This is a genomic window from Achromobacter sp. EG18 (assembly GCF_059759395.1).
This window is the reverse complement of the sequence record NZ_CM186213.1, coordinates 5,221,809-5,242,828: the sequence shown is the minus strand read 5'-3', so window position 1 is coordinate 5,242,828 and position 21,020 is coordinate 5,221,809. Positions and strand designations below refer to the sequence as shown.

Genomic DNA, 21,020 nt, shown 5'->3' with positions numbered 1-21,020 from the left:
ACTACCCGGGCGCTAGCGCGCCCCCGAGGGCAGGCGCGAGATACGCACGCCGTTGGCGAGCATCCAGTCGCCCAGCTTGGGGCAGGCCAGCACGTCGTATTCGGCACGGCGCTGGCGCGCCATGGCGCCGCCGCCCCGGGCATCCTTGGCCGGGTGGCACATCAACAGGTCGCCATCGCGCGCGTTGAACAGCCAGTTCTGCAGCAGGTCGGCATAGCGCCGGCGGCCTCCGTCGAAGCCATACACTCCCAGCAACCGGCGGTTGGTGCGCAGACCCTCGCGGTCAGCCCGGCGGCCCAGTTCCGCCGCGCCCAGCGCGCCGATGATGCGAGCCTTGATCGATTCCTTGAGCGGAATGCCGCAGAGCATGCCCGGCGCGGTCTGGCGCAGCCAGGGCCGGTGCGCGCCATAGCGCTGCTTGAGCGCCAGCAGCAGGCGATCACGCACCACCGGCAACTGGTGCACGTGCTGATGCCCGTCCACGTAATCCGGCGCGCGTCCGAATGCGGCCTCGAAGGCGTCGAACTGGCGCTGCAGGTGCCGGTCGACCCAGGCGGCGTCCAGCCGGCCGGTGTAGGCCCGCAGGATCAGCCGGGACAAAGACGGCAGGTCCGCATCGCCATCGCCCAGGCGTTCGGTCAGATTCACATGCAGGCCGAGATCGGCGTCCATCAACGCCAGCCGCGGCGCGTTGGCCACGAAGGTCGGGCCCAACGACAGGCAGCTGATGGCGCTCAGCCGACGCATGCCCGCCAGCGCGATCATGCCTTCATCGATGTCGGCATTCATGCCAAAATCATCACCGCAAACCACGATGCGCTTGGTCAAGTTCTCACCTCGCTTTCTTTCTTCGACACGCCCCACATGCGCGCCCTGCTTCAACAAGTCAGCCTGTTCATCGCCGTCGGATGCGCAGCGGCCGCCACCCACTGGGGCGTCGCGGTCGCCTGCGTCGAAGGCCTGGGCGCCGCTCCGCTCCTGGCCAACCTGCTCGGCTGGCTGGTGGCGTTCGTCGTTTCCTTCAGCGGACACTACCGGCTTACGTTCAGACATTCGAAAACACCCTGGACCATAGCAGCACGCCGTTTCTTCTTCATTTCAGCCGTCGGCTTCATCATCAATGAATCCGCTTACGCCTGGTTGCTGCGGGTAACGGCGGTTCCCTATGACGTGCTGCTGGCCCTGATCCTGATTGCGCTGGCGATCGTCACCTTCATCACGAGCCGGCTGTGGGCGTTCCGCCACAGACCCGCTGCTTGAAGGCGGCATCCGACACGACCTGCCAGATCACGTATTTCACGCTGTTCGCGACCGGCTCCAGGCCCGCCAACGCCCGATAGGCGCCCGCGTCCGACCGGGTGCCCCAGACCCAGTAGCGCGCGCCTTCGGGCGCCGCGCACAGGCGGGACTGGAATTCCTGCGGGCTGATCAACACTTGCCTGCCCACCTCGGGCTCGAACCTGGCCGCGTCGTAGAGTTCCTTGCGCCAGTTGTCGCGCACCGGCACTTCCGGATTGAGCCAGTCGTCCACCACCCAGGTTGGCCTGGGCGCCTGGGCGTACAGCGCCAGGTCGAACGGATAGGTGTGCAGCGACACATAGGTATCGCCGGGCTTGGCCAGCGGACGGACCATCGCGGCCAGCGGGCCCGCGCTGCCGCGGGCTGAATGGGCCGCAATGCCGATGGCCAACACACAGATCGCGGCGCCAACCCCGGCGCAGATGCGCACCAGGCGCGGCGCCAGGGCGTCGGCCTTGTCGCGGCTCGCGGCCACGATCACTTCGGCCAGCAGGAAGGCGAGCGGCGGCACCGCCGGCAACACATAGCCCACCAGCTTGGAATTCGGCAGCGAAAAGAATCCCACCACCACCACGAACCATACCAGCGCCAGGCGCCGCAGATCGCGCTGCGGCCCCGCCGCCCAGAACGCCTTGCGCAGGATGCCGCCGCCCCACAGCGACCAGGGCAGGCTCAGTCCCACCACCACCGGCAGGTAAAACCAGAACGGCTGGGCGTTGTTGAAACCGGTGGCGGCGAAGCGCTGAAAATGCTGGTAGACGAAGAAATAGTCGTAGAAGCCCGGATAGCGGACCTGCATCAGGACGAACCACGGCACGGCGACCGCCGCGAACACCAGCAGCGCGGGCGGCCACAACAGCGCCCCGAGCGCGCGCCAGCGGCGCCCCCAGACCAGCCAGATGAAAAGGATGGCGCCGGGCAGAACCAGGCCGATCAGCCCCTTGGCCAGCACCGCCAGGGCCGCCAGCGCGGCGGCGGCGAGCGACATCCACCGATAGGCCTGGCCGCGCTCCAGGCGCAGCACGGTGTCGGCCGCGGCCAGCACGCACAGGGTGATCATGCCGGCCACCAGCATGTCGAGATTGGCGAACTGCGCGCCGCCGTAGAAGAAAGGCAGGGTCGCCAGCGCCAGCACGGTCAGCGTCGCGGTGGCGGCATCGCGATGGCGCCGCAGGAAACCATACAGCGCGGCGGCGGCGGCCCATGCCGCCAGCAGCGACGGCAGGCGCGCGGCCCAGGGATGCACGCCGAACACCGTGAACGACAGTTCGGTCAACCAGTAATACAGCGGTGGTTTGTGGAAATAAGGCATGCCATCGAGCAACGGCACGGCGTGCGAACCGCTGCGCAGCATGTCCCAGGCGACACCGGCATAGCGGCCTTCGTCAGGCAGCGTCAGCGGCCGCACCCAGGCCAGGAACGCCAGCCAGACGCCGACCGCGAGCAGGAACCATCCCGCCGGCGGGATCCAATCGGAACGCGCCGGCCGTTGCATCGCGGCGGCCATCAGGATGCGACCTTGTCAGAATGGGAGGCTCGCCCCTGGCGGCGGCGCACCACGAACAACGGCCGTCCCTTGACCTCGTCGAAGATGCGCGACACGTACTCGCCTACCACGCCAAGCGAGATCAGGTTGACGCCGGCGAAGAACAGCACGGCCGTCACGATGGTGGTCCAGCCCGACACGGCATTGCCGGAGACCAGGTAATCGATCACGAGATAGCTCGCATAGGCCATTGCCAGCACCGCGAACAGCACGCCCACCAGGCTGACCAGGCGCAGCGGCCAGGTCGTGAACGCCGTCAATCCATCCAGCGCGAGGCGTGCCAGGCGCATGCCCCCGAAACGGCTGTCGCCATGCATGCGCTCGTCGGGCGTATAGGGCAGCGCTTCACCCTTGAAACCGACCCAGGCGTACAGGCCTTTCATGAAACGGGTGCGCTCGGGCAGCGCGTTCAGCGCGTCCACCACGTTGCGGCTCATGAGACGGAAGTCGCCGGCGTGGGCCGGCACCTCGACGCCGCGGGCGCCGCTGAGCAGCTTGTAGAACCAGCGGGCGCCGGTGCGCTTGAGCCAGGATTCGTCGGCGCGGGTCTCGCGCACGGCATAGACCATTTCGGCGCCGGCGGCCCAGCGCGCCAGCATCTGCTCGATCAGGGCCGGCGGATGCTGCATGTCGGCGTCCAGGCAGATGATGGCGTCACCCGTGGCGCTTTCCAGGCCGGCGCTGAGCGCGGCCTCCTTGCCGAAATTGCGCGACAGCTGCACGTAGCGGAAGCCGTCGTATTGGGTCCATTCAGCCATCAGGGCCTCGGTGCCGTCGGTGCTGCCGTCGTCGGCCACGATGATTTCCCAGCCGGTGCACAGGGCCGCCAGCCGGCTGCGGAGCAACGGCAACAGCACGCGCAGGTTTTCGCATTCATTCAGGCAGGGAATGACGCAGGTGACGCAGGCGTCGTAAGGCACGTTGGCAGCGGCCGTGCGCCAGATCGCTTCCACGGGAAGCGCTTTGGCCAGGACTTGCTGCCCCATGGGCTCGGACCGGAATTGAATGTGCATAAGGCTCTGGAACTGGAATGCGGGACGTTATGCCCGGCAGTATGCGCAAGCCCTCGTCGAATTTTCATGAAATGCTTTCGGTATCGGACTCGTCGCAATCGAGGCGATTCTAGGCAGGCATGCGGCCAAATGTATGAAGCGCCGTTTAGGCTCCGTAAACCTCTGTCCCCGATTTGTGAAAGGGCGTAAAGCGGCCCCGGCCCCGGCATCGGTAAAATGCGCGAAGCTCTTGTTTTCAAAGGTGGTTATGCAATATCGAGTCCGCCCCATGCTGGCCGGCGACATGGACGGCATCCTGGCAATCCAGGCCGGCGCCTATCCGGGTTTCCTGCTGGAGAGCGCTGATTTCTTCCTGAACCGGCTGACGCTGGCGCCAGCCCATTGCTGGGTGGCGCAGACCGACGCGACGCCGGATTCCCCGCACCTGCTCGGCTATCTGGTGTCGTACCCGTGGGATGCCGGCCTGCCGCCCACGCTGGACGCTCCGCTTGCCGCCCTGCCCGAGCGGCCGGACCACTGGTTCCTGCACGATTGCGCGGTGGCGCCCTCGGCCCAGGGGCTGGGCGTGGGACAGGCGCTGTTGCGCACGGCCGCCGGCCATGCCGCGCAAACCGGGTTGCAACGCGCCAGCCTGGTGTCGCTGGGTTCGGCGGTCGGTTATTGGACGCGGCATGGCTACGCGCCCGTCGCGGCCGGCGGCCGCGAACTGGCCGACAAACTCGAGGGCTACGGCCCCCAGGCCAGCTACATGGCGCGCGCCTTTCCGCTCTGACCGGCGCGGCACGGCCCGCCTTCGTTCGTTGCCGCGCGCATGCCGCGCCGCCGGCGTCCCGTTAAGATGGGAACGCAATCCCGGAAAGACATGGCGGCAACGGTTTCCACAGCCTGACTTCGCTGCGCCCGCGGGCGCGAAGGTTTCCATGATTTCACTCTCGCCCGTCCAATCCCTGCTGGCCTGCTGCCTGGTGCTGGCCATCGGCCGCGTCCTGACCACCCGCATCGGCGTGCTGGCGCGCTACAGCATTCCGGACCCGATCGTCGGCGGCCTGCTGTTCGCGATCGGCGCCTATGCGCTGTCGACCTGGGGCGGCCATGCCGTTTCCCTGGAAACCAGCATCAAGCCGACCCTGCTGCTGCTGTTCTTCGGTTGCATCGGCCTGACGGCGAACCTGAAACTGCTGGCCAAGGGCGGCCCGCGGCTGATCGCCTTCCTGCTGGCGCTGATCCCGTTCCTGGTGCTGCAGAACGCGGTCGGGCTGGGCATGGCCTGGCTGCTGGACATGCATCCGCTGATGGGGCTGCTGGGCGGCACCATCACGCTGGTCGGCGGCCACGGCACGGGCGCGGCCTACGCCACCCGCTTTGCGGACGTCAACAATATCCAGGACGTGATGGCGCTGGCCATGACCGCGGCGACGATAGGATTGGTGCTGGGCGGCGTGGTCGGCGGCCCCGTGGCGGAATGGCTGATGCGCCGCCACAAGCTGGCCGGCAGCCTGGATCGCCAATCGGCGGCGGGCCACGAGGCGCCGGACCTGAGCGAAGCGCAGGCGCCGTCGACGGCCGCCTCGTTCATCACCTCGATGACCGCCGCCTTCGTCTGCCTGGTGGCGGGCGGCTACCTGGCCACGCTGGTGGAAGGCGCGCCGGTAAGCCTGCCCAACTTCCTCTGGTGCCTGGCGACCGGCGTGCTGATCCGCAATGGCGGCGAACGCCTGGGCCTGAAACTGGACGACCGCGCCACCGAGATCATCGGCACCATCACCCTGTCGCTGTTCCTGGCCATGACCATGATGACGCTGGACCTGACCAGCGTGGCGCGCCTGGCCGGGCCCCTGGCGCTGATCCTCGCGGTGCAAACGCTGTTCTGCGCGCTGTATTCGGCCTGGGTGGTGTTCCGCCTGCTCAAGAGCGACTACGAGGCCGCCATCATGTCGGCCGCCTTCTGCGGTTTCTCGCTGGGCGCCACCGCCACCGCCATCGCCAACATGCAGGCGCTGACGCGGCGCCATGGCCCCGCGCCGCAAGCCTTCATCGTGGTGCCGGTGACCGGCGCATTCCTGGTGGACATCCTCAACGTGATCGTGCTGACCTCGTTGATCTCGCTGCCGTTCGTGGGAGGAATGTGACCATGCTCAAGCGCATCCTCCTTATGGCCCTGTGCCTGCTCGTGGCCGCCTGCGGCCGCGCGCCCGATACCGACGCGCTGCTCGCCGACGTCGAACGCGGCCTGGCCGCCACCTACGGCGCGGGCCTGTTCCGCATCGACCAGCTCAAGAGAATGGGCTCCGCCACCGACAGCAGCGCTCCGGCAGGCGAAACCCGCCGCGTGGTCTATTACGACCTGCGGCTGGAAGTGACCCGCGACATCGCGCTCGGCGCCTGGGACCAACCCGGCGCCGCCGCCCTGGTAACGCTGCTGGGCGCGGGCCCGCGCAGCATCAGCGGCGTGAAATCCAGCGGCAACCAGGCCGGCGACCAGATCGTGGCGCATGCCAGCGCCATCTACCGCAAGGAAGGCGAAGGCTGGACGCTGGTGACCCCCTCCGGCTTCAAGGCCGCCGAGGCGCCCTCATTGGACACCGGCGCGCCGCCGCCCGTGACGCAGCGGCTGCTGGACACGCTCGACCAGATCACCCATTCGGTTGCCTACAGCGCCTCCAGCACCGCGCAGCACGTGGTGCAACAGGAACTGGAACGCTCGGTCGCCCGCATCAATGGCCGGCTGGCGCGCATGCAGCAGGGCTATCCGCTGGCCGGCGGGCCGGACCGCGGCGAGTACGTCACCTTCGCGCGCGCGCTGGGCGCGGTGGGCCAGGCGCGCCAGATCCGCGTCACGCCGCTGATCACCGGCGGCGGCGCCGAGAACATCGCCCTGCTGCGCAGCGGCGACGCCGTGGTCGGGCTGGCCCAGGGCGATACCGCCAAGCTGGCGTACGAGGGCCGCGGTCCGTTCGCGTCGCAAGGGCCGTTCGCCGGCCTGCGGGCGCTGGGCAGCCTCTATCCCGAAATGGTGCATATCGTCGTGCGCGACGACGCCAAGCTGCGCGGCGTGCGCGACCTCAAGGGCAAGAAGATCGCGCTCGGCGCGCAGGGTTCGGCGGTGCGGGCCACGCTGGAAGCGGTGCTGGCGGCGCATGGGCTGCAGCCTGGACGCGACTACGAGGCGGTTCCCACGCCCTTCACGGCTTCGCTGCCGGCGCTCAATGCCGGCCTGATCGACGCCGCGGCGCAGGTGATCGGCATTCCCGCCACGCCCCTGCGCGACGCCCTGACGCAGGCCCACCTGAAACTGCTGCCGCTCGATCCGGCCGCGGTCAAGACGCTGGCCGCCCAGGACAACGCGCTGATGCCCCTGGAAATCGCGGCGGGCACCTATCCCAACCAATCGGAACCGGTCGCCACCATCGGCACCGCGGCGCTGCTGCTGACCACGTCCGACCTGACGCGCGACGAGGCCCTGCAGGTGGTGCGGGCGGTCTACCAGACCGGCCAGGACCTGCTGGCCGCCGGCTCGGCCCAGGGCGCCCAGGTCAATATCGCCAACGCCCGGCGTGGCCTGACCGTGCCGTTGCACGACGGCGCCGAGGAAGGCCTGGCCGCGCTGGAGAACGCAAACCCCCGCTGACCGCGCTTGCGCTTATGATGGCGCTCCCAATCAGGAATATTCATGAACAAATTCGATCTGCAGAAGAACCAGGCGCTGAAACTGGCCGGCCAACTCAAGCAAGCCGGCACGCCCGACCGCTTCGGCACCGCCTCGCAAGTGCCCGACCGCCGCGAGCAGCGCAAGCTCGACCAGGCCGCCGGCCTGGTGCCGTTTCCGCTGAAGCTGTCGCAGGCGCAGGCGGACCAGCTGCGCGCGGCCGCCGCCGAACGCGGCCTGAGCACCAACGACATCATCGCCGAAGCCTTGCAGAAGGCCCTGGGCTGATGCATATCTGGGTCGACGCCGACGCCTGCCCCGGGGTCATCAAGGACATCCTGTTCCGCGCCGCGCAGCGCTGGCAGGTGCCGGTGACCCTGGTGGCGAATCAGGCGCTGCATACGCCGCCTTCGCCACTGATCCGGGCGGTGCAGGTGCCGCGCGGCTTCGACGTGGCCGACGCTCACATCGCCGAACGCGCGGTGGCCGGCGACCTGGTGATCACCGGCGACATCCCGCTGGCGGCGCAGGTGCTGGAAAAAGGCGCCATGGCGCTGAACCCGCGCGGCGAACGCTATTCGCCCGAGACCATCCGTGAACGGCTGGCGCTGCGGGACATGATGGAGGAATTGCGCGCGAGCGGCGTGGACACGGGTGGACCGTCTTCGTTCAGCCAATCCGACCGCAAGGCCTTCGCCAACCAGCTCGACACCCTGCTGGCGCGCGCGGCGCGGCTGGCCGCGCCCAAGGCCTGAACGACGCGGGCAATGCGCCCGGCCGCGTCAATAGAACGTGATGTACGCCTTGTAGATGATGGTGCCGATGGCCGTGATAAGGCCGATGCCCATCAGCCCCATGCCGATGTTGCGATCCCGCAGCCCAAACCCGAGCAGCATGAGCGCCACGCCCGTGACGATGATGATCAACATGGTGTTGGTGCTGGGGTGCATGAAGGTCTCCCGGTAAACGACGCGTTTCGCGTCTCAGTCTGCGTTTGCCTTTGCTCTTGCTTTTGCATCCACATCCGGTTGCCGCGGCCCGGCCACGCGCTTTGGGTCGAGCTTTGGGTCGAGCTTTGGGCCAAAATTGCGACTTCAGATTTCATCATAGACAACCCGGGGCACGATGGCGCCCAAATCCGGCGGTCGCGCTTGCGGCATATCAAGGCCGCGCGCAAAACAAAAAAGCCAACCGGCTAAGGTTGGCTTCATTGTCGCTCGGGTTTGCGTCTTTGCTTGCGCAAAGCGCTTGCACCGGTCTCGAGTCGCGACTGCCGGCTTTTCAGCCTGACGGCGCTCTTCGAGGGTCTTTGGTGGGTAGTACTGGGTTCGAACCAGTGACCCCTGCCGTGTGAAGGCAGTGCTCTACCACTGAGCTAACCACCCCGAAAGAGGCGAAATATTAGCACGCTTTTTTGAAAGTGTGCAAGTCGCCTCGAAAAAACTTCAAGCGGCCGCCACCGGCGCGTCCAGCTTGCGCCACACGCATTCGCCGCCAACCGACTTGTCCAGCGCCGCCAGGTAGGTTTCGTGCTCGGCCAGTTCGGCTTCGCTGGCCTTCACCACCGGCAGGCCGGAGGCGTCGAACCTGGCCAGCACCACGCCGCCGCCCGCGCCCGAGTCGTTGTCGTCGACATCGATCAGCAGCGCATCCTGGCCGCGGGTCATGGCCAGCCAGACTTCCGCCAGCAGTTGCGAGTCGAGCAACGCGCCGTGCAGCGTGCGGTGCGCGTTGGAGATGCCGAAGCGGTCGCACAGCGCATCCAGCGAGTTGCGCTTGCCCGGGAACAGCGAACGCGCGTGCAACAGCGAATCGGTGACCGTCGCGCAGTATTCGGTGATCGGGCCGCGGCCGGTCTTGGCCAGCTCGGCGTTGAAGAACTTCACGTCGAACGCCGCGTTGTGCGCGATCAGTTCGGCGCCCTGGATGAACTTGACGAACTCGTCGGCCACTTCCGCAAAGCGCGGCTTGTCGGACAGAAACTCGGTGGTCAGGCCGTGCACCGCCAGCGCCTCGGGGTCGCTGTCGCGGTCCGGGTTCAGGTAGATGTGCAGGTTGTTGCCGGTGGCCATCCGGTTGACCAGTTCGACGCAGCCGATTTCGACGATGCGGTGTCCCTGGGCGGGATCCAGCCCGGTGGTTTCAGTGTCAAAGATGATCTGGCGCATAAAGCTATTCCGACGCTTGGGCCGCTGGCGCCGACGGCGTCTTGCCATCCGCCGGGCCGGCCGGGGGATGCGCTGCGCTGCCGGCCGGGCCGGGTTTCCTGCGTGCGGTGGCGATCAGGGTGTAGGCCACCGGCACGACGAACAAGGTCAATAGTGTACCCAGCATCAGCCCGCCCACCAGGACCCAGCCGATCTGCTGGCGCGATTCGGCGCCCGCGCCCGACGACAGCGCCAGCGGCACGGTGCCCAGCACCATGGCGCCGGTGGTCATCAGGATCGGCCGCAGGCGCAGCACACTGGCCTCGGTGACGGCCTCGAACAGGGCCTTGCCCTCGTCGCGCAGCTGGTTGGTGAATTCGACGATCAGGATGCCGTGCTTGGTGATCAGGCCCACCAGCGTGATAAGGCCGATCTGGCTGTAGATCGACAGCGTGCCGCCCGTCAGCCACAGCGCCAGCAGCGCGCCGGTCATCGACAGCGGCACCGACAGCATGATGATGAAGGGGTTGCGCCAGCTTTCGAACTGGGCCGCCAGCACCAGGTAGATGAAGGCCAGCGCCATGGCGAACACCAGGTAGATGCTGCCTGACGAATCGCGGAACTCGCGCGACTGGCCGTCCAGGTCCGTCACCACCGTATTGGGCAGCACGTCACGCGCCACCTGGTGCATGTGGGTCAGCACCTCGCCCAACGCATAGCCCGGCGCCACGGCGGCGTCGATCTTGACCGCGCGCAGGCGGTTGAAGTGGTCCAGCGACTGCGGCGACACGCCTTCGTGCACGGCTACCAGGTTGTCCAGTTGCACCATGCTGCCGTCACGCGCCCGCACGTGGATGCCGGAAATATCGGTAGGGGTGGCGCGGTCGCGCGGCGTGACCTGCACGATCACGTCGTACTGCTCGCCCTGGTCCTTGTAGCGGGTCACCTGGCGCCCGCCCAGCATCGATTCGAGGGTGCGGCCCACGGTGTCGACGTTGGTCCCGACGTCGGCCATCTTGTCGCGGTCCACCCGCACCCGCAACTCGGGCGTGTTCAGGCGCAGGTCGGTGTCCAGGTTGAGCAGGCCGGGATACTTGCGCAGTTCCGTCAGGAACACCTCGGTCAGGCGCGCCAGTTCCTCGTAGGAGGCCTGGCTCATGATGATGAATTCCACCGGCTTGGAACGCGCCGACTGGCCCAGCGACGGCGGATTGGTCGGGAACGCCCGCACCCCCGGCAGCGACGAGAACAGCGGTTGCAGTTCCTGCGTGATGGCCTGCTGGCGGCGGCCGCGCTCCTCCCAGGGCTTGAGGCGCAGGATCGCGGTGCCGTCGGTGACCGTGGGAAAACCGACGGTGACCTGGCTGCCGCTGGCCTCGGGAATGGCGGCGTAGAACTGCTCGATGCCGAGCATGCTGTCGAGCGTGTAGTTCAGCGTCGCGCCTTCCGGCGAACTGACGATGCCGAACACGACGCCGCGGTCCTCGACCGGCGCCAGCTCGCTCTTGACCACCTTGAACAGCACGCCGCTGGCCGCCGCCACCGCGATGCCGATCGCCACCACCAGCCAGCGATGGCGCAACGCCAGCGCCAGTGTCCGCCGGTAGCCATTGCTCATGGCGTCGAGCCAGCCTTCGATCAGGTTGTACCAGCGGCTGTGGCTGCTCTGGTGGCGCAGCAGTACCGAGCACATCATGGGCGTCAGCGTCAGCGCCACGAAGCCGGACACCAGCACCGCGCCGGCCAGCGCCAGCGCGAACTCGATGAACAGCCGCCCGGTGCGGCCGGTGGCGAAGGCCAGCGGCGCGTACACCGTCACCAGGGTCATGGTCATGGCCACCACGGCGAAGCCGATCTCGCGCGAGCCGCGCAGCGCCGCTTCCTTGCGCGGCATGCCGTCCTCGATGTGGCGGAAGATGTTCTCCAGCACCACGATGGCATCGTCCACCACCAGGCCGATGGCCAGCACCATGGCCAGCAGCGTCAGCGTGTTGATCGAGAAGCCGAACAGGTACATCAGCGCGCAGGCGCCCACCAGCGACACCGGGATGGTGACGATGGGAATGATGCTGGCGCGCAGGTTGCGCAGGAAGAAGAAGATCACCAACACCACCAGGACGATGGCTTCGCCGATGGTGTGGAACACGGAGTCGATGGAGCGCTCGATGAACACCGACGAGTCGTAGGCGATGGTCAGCTTCATGCCCGCGGGCAGGTTCTCGTTCAGCCGCGCCACTTCCTCGCGCGCCGCCTTGGACAGCTCCAGCGGGTTGGCGGTGGACTGACGCGTGACGCCGATGTTGATGGCCGGCTTGCCGTTGAAGCGCGACAGGATGCGGTCGTTGGCGGCCCCGATCTCCACCTTGGACACGTCCCGCAGCCGCACCGGATAACCCTTCACGTTGGCGACGATGACGTTCTCGAACTGCGCCGGGGTCTGCAGGTCGGTGGACGACACCACAGAGAACTCGCGCGCCCGCGACTCGATGCGGCCGGCCGGAATCTCCACGTTCTGGCTGCGCAGCGCCGACTCGACGTCCTGCACCGTGAGGCCATAGGCCGCGAGCTTGTCGCGGTCGACGTAGATGCGCATGGACGGCAGCCGTTCGCCGAACACGCGCACCTCGGCCGCGCCGGGCAGCACCGACAGGCGGGTCTTGATGTAGCGGTTGATGTAGTCGGAAGTCTGGATGGCCGAATACGAGCCGGACTCGACCGCGATGTAGATGATGGGCTGCGAATCCGCCTCGACCTTGCCGATGATGGGCTCGTCGATCTCGTCGGGCAGGAAACGGCGCGCGCGCGAGACCTTGTCGCGCACTTCGGCCGCCGCCGCGTCCGGATTGCGCGACAGGTTGAACTTGATGTTGATCAGGCTGCGCTCGGAGCGGCTGCGGGAGGTCATCACGTCCACGCCCTCGATGCCGGCCAGCTGGTCTTCCAGCGGCTTGGTCACCTGCGACTCGATCACCTCGGGCGAGGCGCCCTTGTAGGTCGTGTCCACCGACACGATGGGCTCGTCGATCTTGGGATATTCCCGCACCGTCAGGCGCGAATACGAGATCAGGCCGATCAGCACGATGACCAGTGACAGCACCGATGCGAACACCGGCCGCTGGATACAGGTTTCCGAAATGCGCATGAAGGCCGCCGCTCGCTGGGATAGTGGCGTCAGGCGCCGTTGTTGACGACCTGCACCGGGCCGCCGTCGGTGACGCGCTGCAGTCCGGAGACCACCAGTTGGTCGCCCGCCGCCACGCCCGTCAGGATCTCGACCTTGCCTTCACGGCGCTCGCCGATGGTGACTTCGCGGCGCTCGGCCACGCCGTCCTTGACGCGGTATACGTACTGGGTCTCGCCGGACGGCGACAGCGCCGCCTCGGGCGCGACCAGCGCCTTGTCCTGGTTGAACAGCAGTTGCACGCGCGCGAACATGCCCGGACGCAGCAGCGAATCGGCGTTGGCCACGGTGGCGCGCAGCAGGATGGAGCGCCCGCCCGCATCGACCAGCGGGCTGACCGCGTACACCAGGCCGGGGCGTTCCTGGCCCGGCAAGGCATCCAGGCGCAGCGTCAGCTGCTGCCCCACGCCGACCTTGCTGAGATACATCTCGGGCACGCGGAAATCCACCTTGAGCGGGTCGATCGCTTCCAGCGGCGCCAGGTCCTGGCCCTGGTTGACGTAGTCGCCCACCGACACGCTGCGCAGGCCGGCGAAACCGGCGAACGGCGCGCTGATGGTCATCTTGTCCAGGCGCGCCTGCGCCAGCGCCACCGCGGCCTCCTGCACCTTGAGCGTGCTGGCCGACTCGTCGCGCGCCTGCTGGCTGACGAAGCCCTTGGCCTGCAGCGCCACGGCGCGGCGATAGTGGCTCTGCGCCAGCGCCAGGTTGGCACGGGCCTGCGCCAGTTCGGCGCGCGGCACGGAATCATCCAGGCGGATCAGCGCCTGGCCGCGCTTGACCGGCTGGCCTTCCTTGAATTCGATCGACTGGATCCGGCCGGCCACTTCGGGCCGCAGCATCACGGCCTCATCCGAGCGCAGGCTGCCCACCGCCGACAGGCCGCGGGCGAACGGAATTTCCGTGACGGCGGAGACTTCGACCCGCACTGGAGCCGCCTTGGAGACGGGTTTGGCGGGCGCGGCGGCGCTGGCCGCCTGCGTGGCGACCGGCGCGAGCCAGCGCGGCACGAATACGCCCAGAGCGGCCCCCGCGGCCACTCCCGCCGCGATAGCGGCCAGCAATGCTGCTTTTTTCATGCGAATGTGGCGGTATCGCGGCGCGTGCCAGGCATCCCCCGCTGGGACGGCGCCGCAGGAACAGGATCAAGGGTTGGCACTTTAGCACCGGATTTACAACCTGGAACAATCCTGAAGCGCACTGAAAGCACTAAACCGGCCGACCCAGGGTATTTCCCGATGCGGCAGGCCGCCGCAGCGCGCCCGCATCGGTGAAAACACAGAGCCGTTGGCGGACGCCGCGGCGCCCCGGCGGGTCGTTCAGCCGCGTCGGACCGACTCGACGCCCTGGTTGGCCAATTGGTCGGCGCGCTCGTTGCCGGGATCGCCGGCATGGCCACGCACCCAGCGCCACGACACGGTGTGACGGCGCACCTGCTCATCCAGGGACTGCCACAGCTCGGCATTCTTGACCGGCTTCTTGTCGGCCGTCATCCAGCCGCGCCGCTTCCAGTTGGCCAGCCATTCGGTCATGCCTTTCATGACGTACTGGGAGTCGGTGTGGATGGTGACCGCGCAGGGACGCTTGAGCGCGCGCAGCCCCTCGATCACGGCCAGCAGTTCCATGCGGTTGTTGGTGGTCTGGGCCTCGCCGCCGTGCATGGTCTTTTCGTGCACGCCGGCGCGCATCAGCACCCCCCAGCCGCCCGGACCGGGATTGCCCTTGCAGGCGCCGTCGGTCCACATTTCCACTTTCTGGTCGTTCGCGTTGTTGTCCTGCATGGTGCTGCTTGTATGTCCTTGTACTCTCGATGTGAATGCGGCGGGCCGCTCAGGAGCGGTCGAAGCCGTCGTCGGCCTGGCGGTTGACCACCACCGACGCGGCGCGGGCCCGCTTGGGCTTGGTCTTCCAGGCCGGGCCGATGATACGCATGCCGGCCACGCGCTTGACCGCCGACACCAGGTAGACCGCGCCGCCCACGCTCCACCATCGCGCGCCGGCCGATTCCAGAAAGCCCCAGCGCTGCAGCCATTTTTCGCTGCGGCAAGCCGGCGCGTAGCAGCCAAAGTGGCTTTGCTCGACCTCCAGCGACAGCAGCTTGAACCAGTCTTTCAGGCGCGGCAGCGACACCTGCGACGACGGTGGTTGCGGCAGCCAGGGCTCCATGCCCGGCATGCGGGTGCGCGCGCCCCACATGCTCCAGGGGTTGAAGCCGGAGATCACCACGCGCCCTTCCGGCACCAGCACGCGCTCGACCTCGCGCAGCACGTTGTGCGGCTCGCTGGTGCATTCGAAGGCGTGCGGCAGGATCAGCAGGTCCACGCTCTGCGATTCGAACGGCAGCGCCTCGGGCTGCGCCAGCACCACCCGCGACTGCCAACCGGCGATGCTTTCGGCGGTCGGGGTTTCGGTGCCGACATACCCCTTGAAGGGCATGCGGTTGGCGCGCAGCAGGTTCAGGTCGGCCAGGCCGACCTGCCAGGCGTAATATCCAAAGACGTCCGCCACCGCCGCGTCGAACTGCGCGCGCTCCCAGGCCAGGGCGTATTGCCCTGGCGGAGTCTGGAACCATTCGGCCAGTTCTACAATCGGCGGAGTCTCTTCTGCCACGTCCTATTCCTTCGAATCCCATGCAAGCCTTGACCGCCCCCGCAGGCGGCCGCGAACGCAATGCCGCGGTCTTGCCCCTGCCCGCCTTCACCGACAACTATATCTGGGCCATCGTCCGCGACGGCCAGGCCGCCGTGGTCGACCCGGGCGAAGCCGGCCCGGTGCTGCAATGGCTGGCCCGCGAAGGCCTGCGACTGCGCGCCATTCTACTCACGCACCATCATGGCGACCATGTGGGCGGTGTTCTCGAATTGTCCCGCATCGGCGACATCACGGTGTACGGCCCGGCGCGCGAAAAATTGCCGCGCTGCGACGTGCCGCTGGTCGAAGGCGACCGCGTGGTGCTGCCCGAACTGGACCTGGACCTGGCCGTGCTGGACGTGCCGGGACATACCGCCGGCCACATCGCCTACACCGGGCGGGCGGCGGGAAAACAGCCTGTGCTGTTCTGTGGCGACACCCTGTTTGCCGGGGGCTGTGGCCGGCTTTTCGAGGGCACTCCCGCGCAAATGTCTGATTCTTTGGAAAAATTTTCTGTTTTACCGCCAGATACACAGGTTTTTTGCGCACACGAGTACACTCTAGCGAACTTGCGCTGGGCCATGGCGGTCGAACCCGCCAACCGCACCCTGCAACAGTGGTATCAGCGGGCCCGGCAATTACGCGCAGAAGGTCTCCCCACGCTTCCGTCGACCATCGGCCAGGAACGCGCGACCAATCCGTTTTTGCGTACGCAGCAAGCTGACGTCGTCCGCGCCGCAGACAACTGGGCCGGCCACGACCACCCGACGCCGGTAGAGGTTTTTGCCTCCCTTCGTGAATGGAAGAACGATTTCAAGTGACCGCCCGATGAATTTCTCCCGACTCCTTCTGCCACTTCTGCTGGCAGTCCTCGCCGGTTGCGCAGGAACCAAATCCCACGACAGCAAGAACCTCACCACCAATTCCCAAGGGCGCTACATCGCCCGCGACACGTCCCGCACGGTCGACCTGACCAATCCGCCGGTCGACGCCTGGGACCGCATCCGCCGCGGCTTCGCCATCCCCAACCTGAACACCGACCTCTCGCAGCAGTGGACCGACTACTACGCGTCCCACCCCGAGGCGGTGCAGCGCATGGCCGAGCGCGCCGGCAAGTACCTGTATTTCATCGTCGACGAGATCAACCGGCGCGGCCTGCCGACCGAGCTGGCGCTGCTGCCTTTCGTCGAAAGCGCCTACAACCCCACCGCGCTGTCGCGCGCCCAGGCCTCGGGCCTGTGGCAGTTCGTGCCGGCCACCGGCCAGCATTTCAACCTGAAGCAGGACTGGTGGCGCGACGAGCGCCGCGACCCCATCGCCTCGACCAACGCGGCGCTGGACTACCTTGAAAAGCTGTTCGAGATGCAGGGCGACTGGTACCTGGCGCTGGCCTCGTACAACTGGGGCGAAGGCTCGGTGCAGCGCGCCATGGCCAAGAACGAGGCCGCCGGCCAGCCCACGGACTACCTGTCCCTGAACATGCCGGACGAGACCCGCAACTACGTGCCCAAGCTGCAGGCCATCAAGAACATCATCGCCGACCCGCAGCGCTATGCGGTGGCGCTGCCGCCGGTCGGCAACACGCCCTACTTCGTGACGGTGCAGAAGAACAGCGACATCGACCTGGAAATCGCCGCCAAGCTGGCCGAGATGCCGCTGGACGAATTCAAGGCGCTGAACCCGTCGTTCAACCGCCCGGTGATCCGCGGCGACCACGCCCCCACCCTGCTGCTGCCGGCCGACCGCGTCGAGATCTTCAACGCCAACCTGACCAACTACAAGGGCGACCTGAGCGCCTGGAAGGTCTACCACTCGCGCCGCGGCGAATCCTACGCCTCGATCGCCAAGCGTTTTGGCGTGACCGAAGCCAAGCTGCGCGAAACCAACGACATAGGCTCGCGCCAGAAGGTAGCGTCGGGCCAGTCGCTGCTGGTGCCGGGCGACCCGGGCACCGGCGGCGTGCAGCTGGCCTCGCTGGCCGCGCCGGTGGGCGCGCTGGATTCGGCTCCCGTCAGCACCGGCAAGACGCCGGCGCCGCGCGGCAAGGCCGCCGCGCCAGCCGCCCGCGGGGCCAATGCCCGTCCCAACGTGCGCACCCACAAGGTGCGCCAGGGCGACACGCTGTTCTCGCTGGCCAAACAATACGGCACCTCGGTGGACGCGCTGCGCGCCCTGAACAACCTCAAGGGCAGCGCGCTCAAGATCGGCACCCAGCTGCGCGTGCCGGGCACCAACGCTCGCGGCTGACCCCGCGATCGATACGCTTCATGCAGCGGCGCCCGCAAGGGCGCCGCTCTGTTTTGTCCGCGAAACCGCCAAACTCCTTAAAATAGGCGGTCTCCAGCAGGAAAAAATCAAAGGAATCACACACATGGGCTTTCTCGCCGGCAAACGCATCCTGGTCACCGGGGTGCTTTCCAACCGCTCCATCGCCTACGGCATCGCGCGCGCCTGCCATCAGCAGGGCGCCGAACTGGCCTTCACCTACGTCGGCGACCGCTTCAAGGACCGCGTGGCCGAATTCGCCGCCGAGTTCGGCAGCGACATCGTGCTGCCCTGCGACGTCGCCGAAGACAGCCAGATCGAAGCCACCTTCACCGAGCTGGCCAAGCGCTGGGACGGCCTGGACGGCCTGGTGCACTCGATCGGTTTCGCGCCGCGCGAAGCCATCGCCGGCAATTTCCTGGATGGCCTGTCGCGCGAAGGCTTCCGCATCGCCCATGACATTTCCGCCTACAGCTTCGCCGCGATGGCCAAGGCCGCGCTGCCGCTGATGGAAGGCCGCAACGGCTCGGTGCTGACGCTGACCTACCTGGGCGCCGAACGCGTGGTGCCCAACTACAACACCATGGGCCTGGCCAAGGCCTCGCTCGAAGCCAGCGTGCGCTACCTGGCCACGGCGCTGGGTCCGCGCGGCATCCGCGCCAACGGCATTTCGGCCGGCCCGATCAAGACGCTGGCCGCCAGCGGCATCAAGGACTTCTCGGCCATCCTGAAGTTCGTCGAGGCCCAGGCGCCGCTGCGCCGCAACGTCACCATCGATGACGTCGGCAACGTCGCCGCGTTCATGCTGTCGGACCTGGCCGCCGGCGTCACCGGCGAAATCACCCACGTGGACGCCGGTTTCTCGACCATCGTCCCGGGCATGGAAGAGTAATTCCGTTGGCGGGCCGGGCGCGCCGCCCGGCCGTTGCGCCCCGGGCGGGTCTTCCGCCCGGGCTGCCGGCGCCTCAGGCCGGCCGCACCACCAGCGTGGACACCTGCACGTCCACCGCGGTCATCAGTTTGTGGATCGGGCATTTCTCGGCCACCGCCAGCAATTCGTCGATCTGCGCGTCCGACAGTTCGCCATGCAAGGTGAGCTTGGCGGTCAGGCGATAGACGCCCTTGCGTTCCTCGCTGGCATCGCGCACCACGTCAACGCCCACCGACTCCAGCGGCAGCCCCTTGCGCTGCGCGTAGACCATCAGCGTCATGGCCTTGCAGCCGCCCAGCGCCGTATCGAAGTAATCGTGGGGATCGGGGCCCGCGCCTTGCGGCTGCGGCATGTCCAGCGGCAGGTCGTGGCCTTCGGCCGTGGCGGTGAACTGCAGGGTCTTGGGCGCGTTCTGGCGCACGTGGATGGTCATGGGCGGGGTTCCTCGCGTTGCGGGCGGCACGACGGGCCGCTCCTGCCCCGTTTGTAGCATCCGCGGCCGGCTATCGGGCTTCCGCAACACTCATTTCTGACTGTAAGCTGAACTTCCAGCCTCGGCGCTGGTCGGATATTGCTGTCCGCAAGATCGTTTGCATTCAACAGGAAGACCGCATGAGCGCCAGACAACTTCTAGACCAATTACTGCAATCCGGCCAGGGCCTGCTGGCCGACGCCGGTTCCAAGGTGCAGGGAGCCACGGGCGGCAAAGGATCGTCCTTCCTGACCGGGTTGGGCGGCGGCGCCCTGGGCGCCGGGGCGCTGGGCCTGCTGCTGGGCAGCAAGAAGGCCCGCAAGATCGGCGGCAAGGTCGCCATGTACGGCGGCATGGCCGCGCTTGGCGCCCTGGCCTACCGCGCCTATGGCGACTGGCAGCGCAAGCAGGCCGGCGCGCCCGCCGCCCCGCCGCAGACGCTGGACCGCCTGCCCGCGCCCGAGGCCGAACAGCACAGCACGGCGGTGCTGACCGCGATGATCGGGGCGGCCAAGGCCGACGGTCATATCGGGCCTGAAGAACGCGCCCTGCTGGAAACCGAGTTGGCCAAGCTGTCCAGCGATGCGCAGGACCATCGCTGGCTCGAAACCGAGTTGTCGCGCCCGCTCGATCCCGCCGTGATCGCGCAGTCGGCCAAGACACCGGAAATGGCCGCCGAAATGTACCTGGCCAGCCTGCTGGTGGTCGACGAGGAAAGCTACATGGAGCGCGCCTACCTGGACGAACTGGCGCGCCAGCTCAAGCTGCAACCGGGGCTGAAGGAACAGCTGGAACAGCACGCGCGCGCGGCGGCCTGACGGCGGGCGCGTCGCGCCAGCCCGCAGCGGCGGGGCCAGCGGCACAACCGCCGGCCCCGCCGTTTTCATGTCCTGTCAATCGGCATGCAGGCCGATTGCGGCAGTCAGCGCCGTGTAGCGGTCGATATCGGCGTTGATCATGTCCTGGAACGCGCCTGGCGAGCTCGTCGTCGGCGTGAAGCCCTGCTCGCGCAATGCCGCCTGCACGTCGGGCCGCAGCATGATGCGCGCCAGCGTGGCGTTCAGCCTCGCCACGACCGCCGGCGGCGTGGCGGCCGGGGCCAGCAGGCCGTGCCATTGGTCCAGCGCGTAGCCGCTGATGCCTTGCTCGGCCACGGTCGGCACGGCCGGCAGCAAGGGAGAACGCTGCGGCGACGTCACCGCCAGCGCGCGCAGGCGGCCCGCCGCGATCAAGGGCGCGGCGCTGGACGCCGTGACCACGCCCATGCCGACCTGGCCGGACATCACATCGGTCAGGGCCGGACCGCAGCCCTTGTAGGGCACCTGCTGCAAGGGCGCGCCCGTGGCCCGCGCCAGCATTTCACCCGCCAGGTGCTGCGGCGTGCCGTTGCCGCAGGAGGCAAACGGCAGCGGACGCTCGGGTCGGGCCGCGTTGAGCGCGTCATCCAGGGTGCGCAGCGGCGAGGCCGCCGGCACCACGAACACGGATGGCACGAACGCCACATTCATCACCGCCGTGAAGTCGCGCCTGGGCGCAAATCCCAGGCTGCGGTACACACCGGGATTGATCGCGAACGAACTGTTGACCATCAACAAGGTGTAGCCGTCGGGCGGCGATTCGGCGACCACGCGGGCGCCGATGTTGCCGCTGGCGCCCGGCCTGTTCTCGACCACCACCGGCTGGCCGAACTGTTCCTGCAGGTCGGCGCCCAGCCGCCGCGCCAACAGGTCGGTGCCACCGCCAGGCGGGAAGGTCACCACGATGGTGATGGGGCGGGTCGGATAGGTCGCGTCCGCGACGGGATCGCCGGATGGCGGATTGCCGCAGGCACCCAGCGCCAGGGCCAGCGGCAGCAAGCAAAATCGAAGGGCGCGTTTCATGATGCGTAT

21 protein-coding genes and 1 tRNA gene are annotated in these 21,020 nt (G+C 67.7%); 10 read left to right on the top strand and 12 right to left on the bottom strand.

Annotation, left to right across the window (positions count from 1 at the left end):
- Nucleotides 1-12 precede the first annotated feature (12 nt).
- Nucleotides 13-828 (bottom strand): ChbG/HpnK family deacetylase, encoded by an 816-nt coding sequence (locus tag AC6CR5_RS24215; protein WP_047993462.1) that lies wholly within the window; start codon nt 826-828, stop codon nt 13-15.
- A gap of 36 nt (nt 829-864) precedes the next feature.
- On the opposite strand from AC6CR5_RS24215, the gene AC6CR5_RS24210 reads away from it, so the two are divergent.
- A complete protein-coding gene (locus tag AC6CR5_RS24210; RefSeq protein ID WP_498085015.1) occupies nt 865-1,260 on the top strand; it encodes a GtrA family protein in 396 nt (131 codons plus the stop codon).
- Here AC6CR5_RS24210 and AC6CR5_RS24205 read toward each other — a convergent pair.
- Entirely contained in the window at nt 1,217-2,806 is a 1,590-nt protein-coding gene (locus AC6CR5_RS24205; protein WP_498085014.1) for an ArnT family glycosyltransferase, read from the bottom strand. The two genes, AC6CR5_RS24210 and AC6CR5_RS24205, sit on opposite strands and share 44 nt — an antisense overlap.
- Nucleotides 2,806-3,858 carry a glycosyltransferase family 2 protein gene (locus tag AC6CR5_RS24200; protein ID WP_006388701.1) on the bottom strand — a complete coding sequence of 351 codons (1,053 nt, stop codon included), beginning with the start codon at nt 3,856-3,858 and terminating at the stop codon, nt 2,806-2,808. Before AC6CR5_RS24200 ends, AC6CR5_RS24205 begins: the two co-directional genes overlap by 1 nt.
- 268 nt (nt 3,859-4,126) lie before the next feature.
- Here AC6CR5_RS24200 and AC6CR5_RS24195 point away from each other — a divergent pair, with 268 nt between their 5' ends.
- From AC6CR5_RS24195 to AC6CR5_RS24175, 5 genes are all read left to right on the top strand, one after another.
- Complete coding sequence (locus AC6CR5_RS24195) at nt 4,127-4,630, top strand: GNAT family N-acetyltransferase (protein WP_448685521.1); 504 nt, start codon at nt 4,127-4,129, stop codon at nt 4,628-4,630.
- Nucleotides 4,631-4,778: 148 nt separating this feature from the next.
- The gene (gltS, locus tag AC6CR5_RS24190; RefSeq protein ID WP_006388699.1) at nt 4,779-5,987 is read left to right on the top strand and encodes a sodium/glutamate symporter; all 1,209 of its coding nucleotides are present in this window, start codon (nt 4,779-4,781) and stop codon (nt 5,985-5,987) included.
- Nucleotides 5,984-7,486 carry a TAXI family TRAP transporter solute-binding subunit gene (locus tag AC6CR5_RS24185; protein ID WP_498085013.1) on the top strand — a complete coding sequence of 501 codons (1,503 nt, stop codon included), beginning with the start codon at nt 5,984-5,986 and terminating at the stop codon, nt 7,484-7,486. The genes gltS and AC6CR5_RS24185 overlap by 4 nt, the downstream gene beginning before the upstream one ends.
- Nucleotides 7,487-7,528: 42 nt before the next feature.
- Nucleotides 7,529-7,792 carry a hypothetical protein gene (locus AC6CR5_RS24180; protein WP_238912573.1) on the top strand — a complete coding sequence of 88 codons (264 nt, stop codon included), beginning with the start codon at nt 7,529-7,531 and terminating at the stop codon, nt 7,790-7,792.
- A complete protein-coding gene (locus AC6CR5_RS24175; RefSeq protein ID WP_006388696.1) occupies nt 7,792-8,259 on the top strand; it encodes a YaiI/YqxD family protein in 468 nt (155 codons plus the stop codon). The genes AC6CR5_RS24180 and AC6CR5_RS24175 overlap by 1 nt, the downstream gene beginning before the upstream one ends.
- Nucleotides 8,260-8,286: 27 nt before the next feature.
- Here the strand turns inward: AC6CR5_RS24175 and AC6CR5_RS24170 are convergent, their stop codons facing one another.
- From AC6CR5_RS24170 to AC6CR5_RS24140, 7 genes are all read right to left on the bottom strand, one after another.
- Nucleotides 8,287-8,454 (bottom strand): hypothetical protein, encoded by a 168-nt coding sequence (locus AC6CR5_RS24170; RefSeq protein WP_006388695.1) that lies wholly within the window; start codon nt 8,452-8,454, stop codon nt 8,287-8,289.
- Nucleotides 8,455-8,814: 360 nt separating this feature from the next.
- A tRNA-Val gene (locus AC6CR5_RS24165) sits at nt 8,815-8,889 on the bottom strand.
- Between the two features lie 60 nt (nt 8,890-8,949).
- Nucleotides 8,950-9,672, bottom strand: a complete 723-nt coding sequence (gene dnaQ / locus AC6CR5_RS24160; protein ID WP_020925183.1) for a DNA polymerase III subunit epsilon — start codon at nt 9,670-9,672, stop codon at nt 8,950-8,952.
- A gap of 4 nt (nt 9,673-9,676) precedes the next feature.
- A complete protein-coding gene (locus AC6CR5_RS24155; RefSeq protein ID WP_498085012.1) occupies nt 9,677-12,793 on the bottom strand; it encodes an efflux RND transporter permease subunit in 3,117 nt (1,038 codons plus the stop codon).
- 29 nt (nt 12,794-12,822) lie between these two features.
- Nucleotides 12,823-13,911 (bottom strand): efflux RND transporter periplasmic adaptor subunit, encoded by a 1,089-nt coding sequence (locus AC6CR5_RS24150; RefSeq protein WP_049054735.1) that lies wholly within the window; start codon nt 13,909-13,911, stop codon nt 12,823-12,825.
- Between the two features lie 240 nt (nt 13,912-14,151).
- The gene (gene rnhA / locus AC6CR5_RS24145) at nt 14,152-14,613 is read right to left on the bottom strand and encodes a ribonuclease HI (RefSeq protein ID WP_020925186.1); all 462 of its coding nucleotides are present in this window, start codon (nt 14,611-14,613) and stop codon (nt 14,152-14,154) included.
- Nucleotides 14,614-14,662: 49 nt separating this feature from the next.
- Complete coding sequence (locus AC6CR5_RS24140) at nt 14,663-15,442, bottom strand: class I SAM-dependent methyltransferase (RefSeq protein ID WP_020925187.1); 780 nt, start codon at nt 15,440-15,442, stop codon at nt 14,663-14,665.
- A gap of 20 nt (nt 15,443-15,462) precedes the next feature.
- Between AC6CR5_RS24140 and gloB the strand changes: the two genes are divergently transcribed.
- The 3 genes from gloB to fabI all read left to right on the top strand — a co-directional run bounded on the left by gloB (nt 15,463) and on the right by fabI (nt 18,620).
- Nucleotides 15,463-16,284: a hydroxyacylglutathione hydrolase gene (gene gloB / locus AC6CR5_RS24135; protein ID WP_020925188.1), complete on the top strand. Its 822-nt coding sequence runs from the start codon at nt 15,463-15,465 to the stop codon at nt 16,282-16,284.
- A 7-nt stretch (nt 16,285-16,291) separates the two neighbouring features.
- Nucleotides 16,292-17,710: a transglycosylase SLT domain-containing protein gene (locus tag AC6CR5_RS24130; RefSeq protein WP_006388688.1), complete on the top strand. Its 1,419-nt coding sequence runs from the start codon at nt 16,292-16,294 to the stop codon at nt 17,708-17,710.
- 124 nt (nt 17,711-17,834) lie between these two features.
- Entirely contained in the window at nt 17,835-18,620 is a 786-nt protein-coding gene (fabI, locus tag AC6CR5_RS24125) for an enoyl-ACP reductase FabI (RefSeq protein ID WP_006388687.1), read from the top strand.
- A gap of 73 nt (nt 18,621-18,693) precedes the next feature.
- Here fabI and AC6CR5_RS24120 read toward each other — a convergent pair whose 3' ends face one another.
- The gene (locus tag AC6CR5_RS24120) at nt 18,694-19,092 is read right to left on the bottom strand and encodes an OsmC family protein (RefSeq protein WP_020925191.1); all 399 of its coding nucleotides are present in this window, start codon (nt 19,090-19,092) and stop codon (nt 18,694-18,696) included.
- A gap of 179 nt (nt 19,093-19,271) precedes the next feature.
- On the opposite strand from AC6CR5_RS24120, the gene AC6CR5_RS24115 reads away from it, so the two are divergent.
- Nucleotides 19,272-19,949 (top strand): tellurite resistance TerB family protein, encoded by a 678-nt coding sequence (locus tag AC6CR5_RS24115; protein WP_054508181.1) that lies wholly within the window; start codon nt 19,272-19,274, stop codon nt 19,947-19,949.
- Nucleotides 19,950-20,024: 75 nt separating this feature from the next.
- On the opposite strand, the gene AC6CR5_RS24110 is transcribed toward AC6CR5_RS24115, so the two are convergent.
- Entirely contained in the window at nt 20,025-21,011 is a 987-nt protein-coding gene (locus AC6CR5_RS24110) for a tripartite tricarboxylate transporter substrate binding protein (protein ID WP_026382472.1), read from the bottom strand.
- Nucleotides 21,012-21,020: the final 9 nt, after the last annotated feature.